13 protein-coding genes and 4 pseudogenes are annotated in these 13,943 nt (G+C 68.9%); 8 read left to right on the top strand and 9 right to left on the bottom strand.

The window, feature by feature from the left end:
• Window positions 1-156: 156 nt before the first annotated feature.
• On the bottom strand, window positions 157-2,454 hold the full coding sequence (locus AC0Z36_RS03680; RefSeq protein WP_485461192.1) for a glycoside hydrolase family 3 C-terminal domain-containing protein: 2,298 nt from the start codon (window positions 2,452-2,454) through the stop codon (window positions 157-159).
• 298 nt (window positions 2,455-2,752) lie between these two features.
• Between AC0Z36_RS03680 and AC0Z36_RS03675 the strand changes: the two genes are divergently transcribed.
• The gene (locus AC0Z36_RS03675) at window positions 2,753-3,349 is read left to right on the top strand and encodes a TetR/AcrR family transcriptional regulator (protein ID WP_485461191.1); all 597 of its coding nucleotides are present in this window, start codon (window positions 2,753-2,755) and stop codon (window positions 3,347-3,349) included.
• Between the two features lie 246 nt (window positions 3,350-3,595).
• Here the strand turns inward: AC0Z36_RS03675 and AC0Z36_RS03670 are convergent.
• The 3 genes and pseudogenes from AC0Z36_RS03670 to AC0Z36_RS03660 form a co-directional block, all read right to left on the bottom strand.
• Window positions 3,596-4,759, bottom strand: a pseudogene (locus tag AC0Z36_RS03670) (helicase domain-containing protein); the annotation flags it as partial.
• A 108-nt stretch (window positions 4,760-4,867) separates the two neighbouring features.
• Window positions 4,868-5,773 carry a GlxA family transcriptional regulator gene (locus AC0Z36_RS03665; protein WP_485461190.1) on the bottom strand — a complete coding sequence of 302 codons (906 nt, stop codon included), beginning with the start codon at window positions 5,771-5,773 and terminating at the stop codon, window positions 4,868-4,870.
• Window positions 5,770-6,354: an isochorismatase family protein gene (locus AC0Z36_RS03660; RefSeq protein WP_485461189.1), complete on the bottom strand. Its 585-nt coding sequence runs from the start codon at window positions 6,352-6,354 to the stop codon at window positions 5,770-5,772. The genes AC0Z36_RS03665 and AC0Z36_RS03660 overlap by 4 nt, the downstream gene beginning before the upstream one ends.
• Before the next feature lie 174 nt (window positions 6,355-6,528).
• On the opposite strand from AC0Z36_RS03660, the gene AC0Z36_RS03655 reads away from it, so the two are divergent.
• Both AC0Z36_RS03655 and AC0Z36_RS03650 read left to right on the top strand, forming a co-directional pair.
• Window positions 6,529-6,909, top strand: coding sequence for a hypothetical protein (locus AC0Z36_RS03655; protein ID WP_485461188.1), 381 nt, complete (start codon window positions 6,529-6,531; stop codon window positions 6,907-6,909).
• A 257-nt stretch (window positions 6,910-7,166) separates the two neighbouring features.
• A complete protein-coding gene (locus tag AC0Z36_RS03650) occupies window positions 7,167-7,397 on the top strand; it encodes an ArsR/SmtB family transcription factor (protein WP_485461187.1) in 231 nt (76 codons plus the stop codon).
• 426 nt (window positions 7,398-7,823) lie between these two features.
• Here AC0Z36_RS03650 and AC0Z36_RS03645 read toward each other — a convergent pair whose 3' ends face one another.
• Entirely contained in the window at window positions 7,824-8,999 is a 1,176-nt protein-coding gene (locus AC0Z36_RS03645; RefSeq protein WP_485461186.1) for a GDSL-type esterase/lipase family protein, read from the bottom strand.
• A gap of 157 nt (window positions 9,000-9,156) precedes the next feature.
• Window positions 9,157-9,723, bottom strand: a pseudogene (locus AC0Z36_RS03640) (TetR/AcrR family transcriptional regulator); the annotation flags it as partial.
• Between the two features lie 257 nt (window positions 9,724-9,980).
• Here AC0Z36_RS03640 and AC0Z36_RS03635 point away from each other — a divergent pair.
• Window positions 9,981-10,097: pseudogene (locus AC0Z36_RS03635) on the top strand (ACR3 family arsenite efflux transporter); the annotation flags it as partial.
• On the opposite strand, the gene AC0Z36_RS03630 reads toward AC0Z36_RS03635, so the two are convergent.
• Window positions 10,089-10,448: an ArsR/SmtB family transcription factor gene (locus AC0Z36_RS03630; RefSeq protein ID WP_485461185.1), complete on the bottom strand. Its 360-nt coding sequence runs from the start codon at window positions 10,446-10,448 to the stop codon at window positions 10,089-10,091. The pseudogene AC0Z36_RS03635 and the gene AC0Z36_RS03630 overlap by 9 nt on opposite strands.
• Before the next feature lie 77 nt (window positions 10,449-10,525).
• Between AC0Z36_RS03630 and AC0Z36_RS03625 the strand changes: the two genes are divergently transcribed.
• Together AC0Z36_RS03625 and AC0Z36_RS03620 are read left to right on the top strand one after the other, a co-directional pair.
• The gene (locus AC0Z36_RS03625; protein WP_485461184.1) at window positions 10,526-11,002 is read left to right on the top strand and encodes an ArsI/CadI family heavy metal resistance metalloenzyme; all 477 of its coding nucleotides are present in this window, start codon (window positions 10,526-10,528) and stop codon (window positions 11,000-11,002) included.
• A 177-nt stretch (window positions 11,003-11,179) separates the two neighbouring features.
• A complete protein-coding gene (locus AC0Z36_RS03620; protein WP_485461183.1) occupies window positions 11,180-11,524 on the top strand; it encodes a hypothetical protein in 345 nt (114 codons plus the stop codon).
• A gap of 248 nt (window positions 11,525-11,772) precedes the next feature.
• Here AC0Z36_RS03620 and AC0Z36_RS03615 read toward each other — a convergent pair whose 3' ends face one another.
• Entirely contained in the window at window positions 11,773-12,744 is a 972-nt protein-coding gene (locus tag AC0Z36_RS03615; protein WP_485461182.1) for a helix-turn-helix transcriptional regulator, read from the bottom strand.
• A gap of 143 nt (window positions 12,745-12,887) precedes the next feature.
• On the opposite strand from AC0Z36_RS03615, the gene AC0Z36_RS03610 reads away from it, so the two are divergent.
• Together AC0Z36_RS03610 and AC0Z36_RS03605 are read left to right on the top strand one after the other, a co-directional pair.
• Window positions 12,888-13,289: a RidA family protein gene (locus AC0Z36_RS03610; protein WP_485461181.1), complete on the top strand. Its 402-nt coding sequence runs from the start codon at window positions 12,888-12,890 to the stop codon at window positions 13,287-13,289.
• A 97-nt stretch (window positions 13,290-13,386) separates the two neighbouring features.
• Entirely contained in the window at window positions 13,387-13,512 is a 126-nt protein-coding gene (locus AC0Z36_RS03605; RefSeq protein ID WP_485461180.1) for a hypothetical protein, read from the top strand.
• A gap of 193 nt (window positions 13,513-13,705) precedes the next feature.
• On the opposite strand, the pseudogene AC0Z36_RS03600 reads toward AC0Z36_RS03605, so the two are convergent.
• Window positions 13,706-13,943: pseudogene (locus AC0Z36_RS03600) on the bottom strand (hypothetical protein); the annotation flags it as partial.

Genomic DNA, 13,943 nt, shown 5'->3' with positions numbered 1-13,943 from the left:
CGCGGATCACAACGTCGGCCCCAGGGGCAAGTCCCGGGGCTGACGTTGTGGTCGACGCGCAGGTGCGCCCAGTGTTCGTGCTGGTGGGTCAAGGCGGGCCGTGCGCAGCTGCGCACGGCCCGCCTACCTGCTACCTGCTGCCTACTCCTACCGCCGTCAGGCGCGGGTGCCGCCGGCGAACTTCCGCGCAGCCTCGTCGGCCTGCTCCTCGCTGACCGGGAAACCGGGGAAGCGGGTCAGCCGCTCCAGCGGGATCGCGCGGATCATCTGGCCGTTGTGCGGGTCGTTCAGGATCGCGCCGAAGCCCTCGTCGCCGATGACGTCGCGCAGCCACGGGCCCGCCTCGGGGTGAGACAGCCAGGCTTCGGTCGTCGACTCCAGGGTCAGCGGCAGGACGATGTCCTCGCCCGCGAGCTCGACGGTCGCCCCGGCGCGGATGTCGCGGGAGGACGCGCCGACGTGGAGACCGAAGGCGCCGCCCTCGACGGTCCAGCGGTCCGCCGGGGTGTGCCAGAACGCGAACGCCCGGTGGCCGAGGGACAGGGTGACCGGGGCGCTCTGGCCCGGCTCAAGGGTGACGCGCGCGAACGCGCGCAGTTCCTGTTCGGGGCGGTAGACCGTCGCGGTGGGGTCGGTCACGTACAGCTGGACCGTCTCGGTGCCGGCGACGGCACCGGTGTTGGTCACCGTCACGGTGACGTCGACCTGCGGTTCGACGCCGTCCTCGCGGACGTCGACCGTGAGGTTACCGTACGAGAACGTCGTGTAGGACAGGCCGTGGCCGAACGGGTAGGAGACCTCGGTCTTGTGCGCGTCGTACCAGCGGTAGCCGATGAGCAGCCCCTCGCCGTAGCGGACGGTGCCGTGCTCGCCGGGGAACGCGCCGACCGTCGGGTTGTCCTCGTAGCGCACAGGGATGGTCTCAGCGAGCTTGCCGGACGGGCTGACCGCACCGAGCAGCAGGTCGGCGACGGCGGAGCCGCCGGCCTGGCCGAGCAGCCAGCCCTCAAGCACCGCCCGGGCGCGGTCCTGCCACGGCGCGAGCGTGACGACCGAGCCGTTGGACAGGACGACGACCACGTTGGCGTTGGCGTCGGCCACGGCGTGCAGCAGCGCGACCTGCTGGGCCGGCAGGTCCATGTGGGAGCGGTCGTAGCCCTCGGACTCGTACGAGGCGGGCAGGCCCAGGAACAGCACCACGACGTCGGCTGAGGCGGCGGTTTGTACGGCTTCCGCGACCAGTCCGGCGTCGGCGTCCTCGGACTCGACGACAAAGCCGGGCGCGAAGGTGACCGCACGCCTGCCCGCGAACGCGGCCGTCAGCGCGTCGAGCGCGGTGTCGACACTTGTCGGGTTGACCTGCGAGGAGCCCGCGCCCTGGAAGCGCGGCGTACGGGCGAACTCGCCGATGACGGCGACGGTCCCGCCTTCGGCGGCGAGCGGCAGGACGCCGCCGTCGTTCTTCAGCAGTACGGCGCTGGCGGTGGCCGCCTCGCGGGCGAGGGCGTGGTGGGCCGCGACGTCGTAGGTCTGGCCGGGGCGCAGCGCCGGGCGGGCCCGGTTGATGAGGGTGAGGACGTTGGTGACCGCCGCGTCGACGTCGGCCTCGCTGACCTCGCCGGCGCGGACTGCCTCGACGAGGATCTTCGTACCGCCGCCGCCCGAGGACGGCATCTCCAGGTCCAGACCGGCCGGGACGCTGACCTGACGGCGGCCCGCGCCGCCCCAGTCGGACACGACCAGGCCGTCGAAGCCCCACTCGTCGCGCAGGATCCCGGTGAGCAGGCGGTGGCTCTCGGCGGCGTACTGGCCGTTGATCCGGTTGTACGAGCTCATCACGGTCCACGGCTGGGCCTGCTTGACGACCGCCTCGAACGCCGGGAGGTAGATCTCGCGGAGCGTACGCTCGTCGATCTCGGCGGAGACCGTCATGCGGTCGGTCTCCTGGTTGTTGGCGGCGAAGTGCTTGACTGAGACGCCGACGCCCTGGCTCTGGATGCCGTTGACGATCGCCGCGCCCAGCTCGCCGGCCAGTTTCGGGTCTTCGGAGAAGTACTCGAAGTTCCGTCCGCACAAAGGCGAACGCTTCATGTTGACGCCCGGGCCGAGCAGCACCGCGACCTCGTGGGCGCGGCACTCGCGGCCGAGCGCCGCGCCGACGCGCTCCAGGAGCCCGGTGTCCCAGCTGGAGGCCAGCCCGGCCGCCGGGGGGAAGCAGGTGGCCGGGACGCTGTCGAGCAGGCCCAGGTGGTCGCCGCTCTCCGGCTGCTTGCGCAGGCCGTGCGGGCCGTCGGTCACCATGATCTTCGGGATGCCGAGGCGCTCGACCGGCTGGGTGCGCCAGAAGTCCGAGCCGTCGAGGAGGGACGCCTTCTCCTCCAGGGTGAGCTCGGCGAGCAGGGCCGGGATGTCGAGCAGGGCCGGGATGTCGAGCTGCGGGTCTGCGTTGGTCATGGGGATTCTCCGGGGTGCATGGGACTGAGGGTCCGTCAAAGAGCCGGGTGCCGCAGCCTGACGGTGGACCGTGTGCCGGACCTGGTACGGATGCCGCCGCCCGCCGTCGGCGTCCAGGGGAGGCGCGTGGCTGCCAGACCCGGTTACCCGGGACCCGGTCATCCACGGCTCCTCTCCGCGCCGGAGCGGCCTTCGTCGGCTGCGGCCGCCACTATAGGCACAATACCGACCATCTGGTAAGTATCTGTCGGTGTGAGATCCTGTCCACCGGCAAACCCCGAGGTCAGGAGAACGGACAGTGACCGGCGAGGTGCGACGCGGCTACGCGAAAGGCCGCGCTAAACAGCGCGAGATCATCGACCAAGCCGTGGCCCTGTTCGGCGAGGTCGGCTACCGTGGCGCGTCACTGCGCGAGATCGCCGCCCGGTGCGGCATCTCGCACCCCGGGCTGATCCACCACTTCCCGACCAAGGAGGCACTCCTGCTCGCCGTGCTGGAACAGCGCGACGAGGCGGACGTGCAGTGGCTGACGGCGGACGGCGCGGTCGGCGTCGACCGGCTGCGCCGCCTGGTCGGCATCGTCGCGCTGAACACGACCCGCCGGGCCATCGTCGAGATGTTCACCGTGCTGTCAGCGGAGGCCACCTCCACCGGCCACCCCGCGCACGCCTACTTCGCCGAGCGCTACCGACTCTCGGTGACCGCCGCGACCTCTGACTACGAACACGCCCGCGAAGCTGGGGTGTTGCGCCCGCAGATCAGCCCCGGGACGGCCGCACGGCAGCTGATCGCGTTGATGGACGGACTCCAGGTGCAGTGGCTGATCGACGGGACCACCGACATGGCGGGCATCGTGCGGGCGCATGTCGAAGCGCAGCTGACAGTGGGGTTCTGAGGGTCTGCGTGGATTTCCGCAGTTCCCCGGTCGGTCCGCACAGGTGCGTTGCGGCCGGGTGGGCCGCAGCCCGGCGGTGAACCGGTTCAGGGGACATTCCGGGGGCGCGTCGTCGCTGCTCCGCCACTCTGCCGCCGGTATTTCCCCGGAGCGGTCCCGTACTGCCGCTTGACGGCGTTCGCGAACGCGAACGCGAACTCCGAGCTGCAGCCGATCTGTTCGGCGAGCACGTTGTCCTGGCCGACGTCAGGAGCCCGTGAGGACGACGAGTTGCCGGGTCGCCCTGGTCATCGCGACATAGCGGTCGACCGCTCCTTCGATTCCCTCGCCGAACGCCTCCGGGTTGATGAGGACGACCAGGTCGAACTCGAGCCCCTTCGAAAGCTGCGGGGTCAGCGACCGGACGCGGGACGTCGCCCGGAATGCGCCGACCCCGATGTCACCGGTGCCGATGACGCAGTCGGTCCCGTCGGCATGCGCGGCGAGCCAGGTGTCGACGACCGCGGCCAGATCCGGTACGGATCCGTGTACGACGGGGATGCCGCTGCTGCGGATGGAGGCCGGCACGTTGGCGTCCGGGAGCACGGACCGGATGACCGGCTCGGCTTCCGCCATGATTTCTTCCGGTGTCCGGTAGTTGATGCTCAGGGAAGCCAGGTTGATCCGGTCGAGTCCGATCCGCTCAAGCCGTTCCTGCCACGACTCGGTGAACCCGTGCCTGGCCTGTGCGCGGTTCCCGACGACGGTGAAGCTCCGGGACGGGCAGCGGAGCAGCAGCATCTGCCACTCGGCGTCGGTGAGTTCCTGCGCCTCGTCCACGACGATGTGCGCGAACGGGCCGGCGAGCAGGTCCGGTTCGCTGCCGGGCAGTACGGTCTCGTCGACCAGGTTGCTCTGCATGTCCTCCCTGCGCAGCTGCGTCATCAGACCCTCACCGTCGTCATCGGCCTCGATCAGGTTGTCGACGACCATGGCCATGTGCTCGCGCTGGGCGGCGCGGGAGACGTCGCGCCGACGCTTGCGTTGTGACGCCTCCGGGTCGCCGAGCCGCTGTCGTGCCGCGTCCAGGAGCGGCAGGTCGGACACCGTCCAGCCCTGGACGTCCGCGCGCCGCAGCTTCCGAACGTCAGCGGGGCTGAGCCAGGGAGCGCACTTCCGCAGGTAGGCGGGTACCGACCACAGGTCTCCGACGAGGTCCCGCAGGGTGCAGGTCCGCACGCCCTCCTCTCCGAGGCTGGGGAGGACGTCGGCGACGTAGGCCAGGTAGGGCTGGTGCGGACCGACGAACAGCACGCCGCCCCGGCGGTGACCCAGGAGAGGGTCGGCGTAGAGGAGGTAGGCGGAGCGGTGCAGGGCGACGACGGTCTTCCCCGTACCCGGACCGCCGTCGACGACGAGGGCACCGATTGAGCAAGGCAAGGAGTGGTTTTTCTCCTTGCCTTTTTTCGTCCGCTGCGGTTGTTCGAACGCAACACCCCCCGGCAGGTGCGCGCCCATGGGCACGGGTCTGCCCAAATTTCAGGCCCTGGCCCGCAGCCGACGCAGCATCCGGGCGTCCACGAACCCGACCACGCGGGCGGCGGCTTCGACGGTGGAGCCGTGCGAGATGAGGTGTTCGGCGCGCTCGACGCGCAGTACGTGCTGGTAGCGGAGCGGTGTGAGGCCGGTGGCCTCGCCGAAGCGGCGGGTGAGGGTGCGTTCGCTGATGCCGGTCGCGGCGGCGAGTTCGGCGAGTCCCAGGTGTTCGGCGAAGCGGCCGTCGATGAGGTCCTGGACGCGGTGGACGGCGTCGCTGAGGTGCGCGCGGTGCCGGAGCATCGCGCTCGACTGGTTTTCATCGCCGTTGCGCCGGGCGTAGACGACCATGTTGCGGGCGACGCGGGCGGCGACCCCCGGGCCGTGCCGGGTCGCCACGAGGTGCAGGGCCAGGTCGATGCCACTGGCGATTCCGGCGGAGGTGACGACGCGGTCGTCGACCACGTAGAGCACGTCGCGGACGACGGTGGCCAGCGGGTAGCGGCGGGCGAGCGCGTCCTGGACGTTGTGGTGGGTGGTGCAGCGGCGGCCGTCGAGGAGTCCGGCCCGGCCTAGGGCGTCGGCGCCGGCACAGACGCTGGCGACGACGCCGCCCGCGGCGTGATGGTCGCGCAGCCGCTGAAGCGTGGCCGCGTTGAGTTCCCCGTTCCGCACCAACTCGCCGGAGCGCCAGCCGGGGACGATCAGCAGATCGTCCGGGGCGAGGTCCGGCCAGTCGGTGCGGGCGCTGAGCCCGAGGCCCTGGGCGGTGGGGACGTCTTCCTGCTCGGAGACGAAGTCAGTCTCGTAGGCGTAGCCGAAGTCGGCAGCCGTCGAGAACACCTGCGCGGGCCCCGCGAGGTCCAGCAGGTGCAGGTGTGGGACGAGCAGGAAGACAACCCGGGTCACGTTCCGGTCAGCTCTTTCACAGTGGCTACCAGTGCGAACCGGCCAGCGAGCGCGTATTCGGTGCGGGTGATGATGTCGGCGGTGGAGAGGGTGCGGGGGTCGGCGAGGATCTCCTCCACCGAGCGGCCCTCGGGCGCGTCCCAGTGCTCGCACGGAGTGGTCGCCGTCGCGTCGGTGACGAAGGTGACGTGGTAGCCGAGGTCGGAGGCGAGCCGTGTTGTCGTCTCGACGCACTGCTCGGTCCGGATGCCACAGGCGATGACCTCGGTCACGCCGTGCAGGGTGAGCAACTGCTGGAGGTTGGTGGTGGTGAACGCGTTGTGCGAGGTCTTGGTGAGCAGCGGCTCACCGTCGAGTGGCACCAGCCCGTCCATCAGCCGGACGTAGCCGCTCTCCGGGTCGAAGGGCGTGCCGGTGTTCGGTTCCGCGTGCAGCACCCAGACGACGTGGTTGCCCTCGGCCCGGGCGTGGGTCACCAGCCGGTTCACCTGGTCGACGATGCCGGGGTTGGAGGAATGCTGCCACAGCGGGTTCTGGCGGAAGGATTCCTGGACGTCGATGACGATCAGTGCTTTGTTCATGCCTCGATCCTGGTCCGTGGGGGGGCCTGCCGACAGACATCATTATGCCTGGGTGCGGACCGATCCGGTCACGGATCACTGCGTGCAGGGCAGGGTCGTGCGGTGGCGACCCAAGCGTCGCGAAGATCCCACTCACGGTGCCGCGTCGGCCGAACTGGGAAAGGCTTTGCGGGCATGGCGGATCAGTACACGTCAGGCACTGAGCAGGACCGCGCCGATGCCCGGCGGCAGGCCGCCGAAGCCCGGCGGCTTGCCCGGGCCGACCCCGATCGCCACCTCATCGCACGTACGACCGGAAGTCGGGAAGCCGACGATGAACTCACCTCATCCATGGTCGACTTGGGTGTGAAGCTGGGCGAGTCAGGGCAGCGCGAGGAGGCGGTGCACCTCCTGGAGGACAGGCACGACATCCACCCGACGAGCAACATTCCAGGCCTCGTGGAAGCCCTGACCTGGCTGGGCGGCCAACTCACCCGGCAGGGCCACCGCAAGGAAAACCGGGCCGTGACCCGAACAGTCAAGAGGCTGCGCCGCCTGACCACCGCAGGACGCTGAACCAACAGTTCGAGGCGAGCGGCTTTGTAGGTGACAGCTGGGTCATGGGACATTCCGTGGGTTCGTCATGGCCTCTTCGCGTCTTCTCCGCACATTCAGCCGAAGAACGCGACCAGTTCATGCAGTTGAGCGGTGGTGTCAAAGTGCTGCCGGAAGTCGCGTACGGGTCCGCCGTACAGTGGGGGCATGGATGCGCTCCCTCAGCCCGACGTCGACCGGTTCGACTCGCCGACGCACTCGCGGCTCTCGGGCACCCGGTGCGCCTGGAGATCGTCCGCGCCCCGGCCTCCGGCGAGGAGACGTACTGCGGCGCGATCCTCCCCGATGTTCCGAAGTCGAGCCTGACCCACCACTGGCGCACGTTGCGCGAGAGCGGCGTCCTCCATCAGCGCCCCTCCGGGCGCAAGCTCTACATCACGCTGCGCCGCGGCGACCTCGATGCCCGCTTCCCGGGGCTGCTCGACCTGGTTCTCGAAGGCAGAAGCTAAAGCTTAAGTTCAGGTTGAGATTTTAGGGCGACCGCGGCCTGTGTCCGTGCAGACGCCTCACCGAACGAGGTTCCTCAAACAATCGCGCGGGGTCTAACCCACCGTCACGCCCGCACAATGCGGGAGAGGATCCGTACGACATCCGGATATCGTACGGATCCGTTGAAATTTTCAGCAGATTCCGCCTGAATCAGCCACAGCGGCGCTCAGGAGCGGACGTACGGGGCCGAAGTCGGCATTGTTCGGTTTGCGAAAACGTGGACAGCCCTTGCCTACGTCCTGTCGGGTCTGTCGACCGGACAGTCGGACAGGTGTTCACCACGCTTCGATCAACTCGACTGTGTCCGGTGATGGATCTCTCCTGCCGGAGTCCCTCAAGCTGAACTTGAGGGACTCCGGCAGGATCTCGCGAGGCCCGCGAATGCGTCAGCCGGTCGTGGTGGCGAATGGGCCGCCGGCGCCGAAGGCGAGCCGCGCGAAGTTCTCGCCGATGCGGCGGTGTCCTGCGGGGTCGGGGTGGACTTCGTCGGGCAGCGGCAGTTCGACGTAGTCCTTCTCGCCGTAGAGGTCGCGACCGTCGAGGTAGTGCAGGTTCGGGTCGTCAGCCGCTCGCTGCTCGACGATCCGGGCGAGCGCGTCGCGGATGACGTTGAGCGTCAGGCGCCCGGCGGCGCGTTCGGCCGGGTCGCCGGTGGCCTTGAACCGCAAGGTCCCGCCGTCGAAGTCGGGCGCGAGCGGGCCGGGGGTGTCCTCCTGGATCGGGCACAGGATGGAGGACACCACCAGCAATGGCGTGGTCGGATGCCCCTCGCGGATGGTGTCGAGGAAACCGTGGACCGCTGGCGTGAAGGCGCGCAGGCGCATCACGTCGGTGTTGACGATATTGATGCCGATCTTGACGCTGACCAGGTCCGCAGGAGTGTCCCGCATCGCGCGGGCGGTGAACGGGTCAAGCAGTGAACTGCCGCCGAATCCCAGATTGATCAGCTCCACCGCGCCCTGGGCGGCGGCCAGGGCCGGCCAGATGGCGGTCGGGTGGGCGGCGTTCGAACCGTGGCTGATGGAGCTGCCGTGATGCAGCCACACCCTGCGCCCGCTGTCCGGCGTCGGCTCGACCGGGGCGTCGGTGCGCAGGGCGATCAGCTCGGTGATCTCCGCATGCGGGAGCCAGATCTCGACATCCTTGTCACGCGCGGGTAGATCGGCGAACCGGGCGGTGCCGGGCGGGCCTTCGGTCAGTTCGACGGACTGGGTGGCCATGTCGATCGTACGGACGTTGCCGCCGGTCACCGTGGCCTGGGCGGCGAGACGGCCGTCGACCAGCAGGTCGTATACGCCGTCCGCCGGGGTCGGCAGACCTCGGTAGGCCCTCTTGCTGGGCAGCGTGTCCAGTTCGATGGTGGTGGCCCGCGTGCGGAAGGCCAACCGCACGCCGGACGGCTGGGCCTCGGCTATCGCCAGTTGGTCGTCGGGGATCTGCCGACGAGCTGGCGCGGGCAGCCGGTGCGGCAGTAGGCCATGTGCGGTGCGTTCCAGCTCGAGGGCGCCGCGCAGGATGTCCGCGGTGACGGGTGTGGTGATCCAGTCGTGTCCGGTGTTCATTGCCTCAGCCTTTTGCTCAAGATTTCCGGTTTGTTCAAGTGTTCCGGTGTTCAGGTGTTCAGGTGTTCAGGTGTTCAGGTGTTCCGGTGTTCCGGTGTTCCGGTGTTCCGGTGTTCCGGTGCGCGACGCGGCCGACCGCCTCCGGCCCCTGACGGCCAGGGTTTGGTCCAGCTCGCAGCAGGGCGTCGAGGGAATCCACGATCCAGGACCAGGACTCCTGCGGGTCGACAGCGGTGTGGCTGAAGCCTCCGCCCATCTCCAGGCTGATGTAGCCGTGGAAGACACTGCCCAGCATTCGGACCGCGTGTGTCTGGTCCGGCTCGGTCAGGTCGTAGCCGCGCAGGATCGCCCGCGTCAGCTGCGCGTGTCTGACACCGGCGCTGGCCGCAGCCGTGTCGGGGTCGAGCCTCAACTGAGCGGCGGCGTAACGGCCGGGGTGCTCACGGGCGTAGTCGCGGTAGGCATCCGCGAAGGCGGCAAGGGCGTCCTTGCCGGCCCGCCCGGCCAGGGCGGTGGCGACCCGGTCGGCGAGTTCCTCAAGAGCGAACAGGGCGATCCTGGTCTTGAGGTCCTGAGAGTTCTTCAGGTGCGAGTACAGACTCGCGACCTTGACGTCGAACTGTCGGGCGAGCGCCGAGACGGTCACCTGGTCGAAGCCGACCTCGTCGGCCAGTTCCGCCCCCGCCTGGGTCAGGCGTCTCGTGGTCAGTCCTGCTCGAACCATAATCTCACCCCCATCTAGGGGCATTAATTATGCAATTGCCTAACACCTTTAGGCAACTGAGTTGACGACGCCCCGGGATCAGCTTTCCGTACGCAGAGAATCGAGCACGTTGAGGCGTGAAGCACGCCGGCCCGGCCAGATCGCGGAGCCGACGCCGACGAGGAGGGTGAGCCCGCCCAGAAGAGCCATGGAACCCCAGGGAAGAAGGAGCGGGAGGGGGCGCGGAGCATACCGATTTCCCGTACACGCTCCAGCACGGCAAGGCCATCGGGCTTCCGTACGACCGGACCTCGACCCTCGCCTTCACCGCGGCGGGCAACAACTTCGAGCTGGCCTTCCCGCTGTCCGGAGCGGCACAGCGGGCCTCACCCGGCGGCAGCGCCGAGCAGCTGCCCCATCCCGACCAGCACCGACGGCTCGACCTTGTAGTAGACCCAGCTGCCCCGGCGTTCGCCGGAGATCAATCCGGCGTCGCGCAGCTTCTTCAGGTGGTGGCTGACGGTGGGCTGGGAGACGCCGACGTCCTGGATGTCGCAGACGCACGCCTCCCCGCCCGCGTACGACGCGATCTTCGAGAACAGGCGGAGCCGCACCGGGTCGCCGAGCGCCTTGAACATCGCGGCCATCGTCACCGCGTCGGGTTCGGACAGCTCCGCCGAGGTCAGCGGCGGGCAGCAGGGCACGACTGCCGCTTCGGACTGCTCGGCCATCTTCAGATTCGACATACGTCGATATTGACAGACGTCGATGACGACGCCAAGCTTCATCGCATAGACAAACGTCGAATCCAAGGAGAACCGCCATGTCCCGCGCCCAGCTCGCCCTTCGCGTCTCCGACCTCGAAGCCTCGATCACCTTCTATTCCAAGCTGTTCGGCACCGAGCCCGCCAAGCTCCGCGACGGCTACGCCAACTTCGCCATCGCCAGCCCGCCGCTGAAACTCGTGCTCATCCAGGGCGAGCCCGGCCAGGAGACCGTCATGGACCACCTCGGTGTCGAGGTGGAGTCCACCGACGAGGTCACCGCCGCCACCGACCGGCTGAAGGACGCCGGACTGGCCACCTTCGAGGAGAACGACACCTCCTGCTGCTACGCGGTGCAGGACAAGGTGTGGGTGCACGGCCCGGGCAAGGAGCCGTGGGAGGTCTACGTCGTCAAGGGTGAGGCCGACACCCTGAGCAAGGCCGAGGAAAGCGCCTGTTGCCTGCCGTCGACCGACTCGGGTGTCCCGGTCGCCGCGGGTGCCGAACTCCCGCAGGCCACCTCCGCCTGCTGCTGAACGACTTCGTTTACGGCCCGGCACACCTCACGGTGTGCCGGGCCGCGGTCTTGTCGGCCCGGTCGTGGCGGCCCGGTCGTTCGAAGTACGTCTGGAGCGAAGGACGGAACGCCCGACCGCGGCGGCGACCAAACCGTTGTGATGGACTGTCAGCTATGATCGACATAACCATGCGCCGTGCCATCGCCGTCGATAATCCCTGCCATCGTCGCCCTCCTCGCCGACGACGCCCTGGGTGCCACCCGCGAATCCCCGGACGACCTGCGGCCGCACGAGACGGCGTTCGCAGAGATCGACGCTGATCCGCAGCAGCTCCTGCTGGTGGCCGACCGCGAAGGCGCCGTCATCGGCACCGCCCAGCTCACGTTTCTGCCCGGCCTGGCCCACAAGGGCGCGATCCGGGCCCGGTTGCTGCGCGCCGTCGCGTTACCCGTCGCACCAGGCTTGATGTCTTTCGCGTTCACGACCACCGAGTCGAGCGGATTGCCGCCCTTGTCCCGGAAGTTCACCTGGATGGTGTAGTCCGCTTCCTTGTCCGTCTTATTGACGACCGTCAGCGGGGCCGTCGTACGGTCGCCGTCGGCACCCGTGGCGTCGACGGTGACGTCGCCCCCGGCCCTTACTACGGTCGAACGCTTCGACTGCGGGCGGAACGAATCGTGCGGCATGGTGCCCCGGTGGTTGACGTGTGCTGGTGATGCTTCTCCTCCCATGCTTGGTGACGATCCGCGACGACGCACGTCGGACCAAGCGGGATTAGCCCAACCACGTCACGGTGTTCCGTAACGGTCAGCGACCGCCACGGCCCGCTCGTGCAGTGCGTCGCGCAGCCACGGCGGAGCCAGAACCTCCCCGCCCGGAGCGAGCTGCCACAGCGCCCACTCCGCGTGCCGCGCGTCCTGGAAGTTCACTTCCAGGCGCACCCGCCCGTCCACCTCGACATCCTCAGCGAGGACCGCCAGCGCGGTGCCCGTCAGCTCCGGCCGCCGCGCCGGATCCAGCCGCACCACCACCGTGACCAGCTCCCCACCGGCCCGGAACCGCGTGCCGCGCTCCCGCCACGCCCGCTCCAGGTCGACGCGTTCCGGCCGCTCCGCCGCCGAGGCGAGCTCCTCGGCCGCCAGGATCCGGGACAGGCGGTACGTCCGGTCCTCGCCGGACCGCGCGGCCAGCAGATAGCCCTGATCGCGTACGGTCACCAATCCGATCGGGTCCACCGTGCGCCACTTCGACGGCTGGTCCACCGCCGCATAGTGGATGCGCAGCTTGTGTCCGGCGAGCACCGCGCGGCGGATCTCGACCATGACGCAGTCCGGCACTTCGTCAGCGACGGCGCGGCGGGAGAGAAGGTCGGTGTCCGGGTCGATGAGCAGCCGCTGCGCCGCGTCGGCTGCGGTGTTCCGGTAGCTGTCCGGCAGTGCGTCGATCACCTTGAGCATGGCCGAGGCGAGTGCCGAGCCGAGGCCGAACGCCTGGGCGCCGCGCCGCGATCCGGCGATCAGGAGGGCGAGGGCCTCGTTGTGGTTGAGCCCGGTGAGCTCGGTCCGGAAGCCGGGGAGCAGCGCGAATCCACCGAGGCGGCCGCGTTCGGCGTAGACCGGGACCCCGGCCACGGAGAGCGCCTCGATGTCGCGCAGCACGGTGCGGGTGGAGACCTCCAGCTCGCGGGCCAGCGCGGTGGCGGACAGCCGGCCGTGCTGCCGGAGCAGCAATACCAGGGAGACCAGCCGGTCAGCGCGCATGGGAAGACCGTAGGGGAAATCCGTACGTGAATACACGACAGAGGGTGTCGTGATTCGTTGGGATGCTGATCACTAAGGCGTCAACGAGGGTTTCCACCTTGCCGGTTGGCGTTCGTACTCCCCTCGAATCGATTGGATCTGACATGACAGTGGAACGAACGGCCGTCAACCCGGTGAAGTGGTCGCTGGAGATGGGGTTCAACCAGGGCGAGGTCGTCTCCGGGCATACCCGGACTCTGTACTGCTCCGGGCAGACGTCGATGGGTGAGGACGGCAGGCCGCTGCACGAGGGGGACATGGCGGCGCAGCTGGCGCTGAGTCTCGACAACCTGGAGGCGGTGCTCAAGGAGGCGGGGATGTCTCTGGCGAATCTCGTCCGGCTCAACGTCTACACGACCGATGTCGATGTGCTGTTCCAGCACTACGGGGTGCTGGCGGCGCGGCTGGGTGCGGCGCAGGTGGCGCCCGCGACGACGATGCTCGGGGTGACGCGGCTGGCGATTCCGGGGCAGACGGTCGAGCTGGAGGGGACCGCCGTCGCGTGAGGTGACTTCGTCTGACCGGCTGCCCGTGCCGGTTCAACCGGCACGGGCAGCGGCACAGGCAGCGGTGCGGGTTGCCCCCTACCCCCACGGCTTCACCATGGACAACCGGATCACCGCCGCCGACGTCGCAGAAGGCCACTACCAACTCGCCCAGCGACGCGACCGCTTCGAACGGCGCCTCGGCGCCGACGACATCGGCCTCGCCACCCCGCCGAACAACTGATCACCACACCACGCGCACACGGACACCGGTACAGCGGCATCGGCCTGCATACCCCGGCCTCCGTCCACTTCGGCACCGCCGACCTGGTGCGCGAACAATGCGCCGCCACCTTCGCCGAGGCGTACGCCCGCCACCCTGAACGCTTCGGCAGCCGACCCCGGCCACCCGAAATACCCAGGGCTGATGCAAGAAGCTAATTGCTGAGAGTTTCCGCAGGTCGGGGCGGTAGACCGAGAAGGTCCAGGGGCGCGGTGAACGGGTGGTAGGACTGCTCGCGGACCGCCTGAGCGATGTTGACGGCCCCGTTCTTCCGCAACAGGTTCATCGCGATGTTTTGGAGCGTGGCCATATTCTCGGGTCCGTGGCCGGTGCGGACGCGGGAACGGTCCTCGGACCACACTTCGTCCCGAACGTAGTGGATCTTGTTTTCA

Source organism: Kitasatospora sp. UYEF31 (assembly GCF_057291755.1).
The sequence above is the reverse complement of the archived record's forward strand: the minus strand, read 5'-3'. Positions and strand labels throughout refer to the sequence as shown.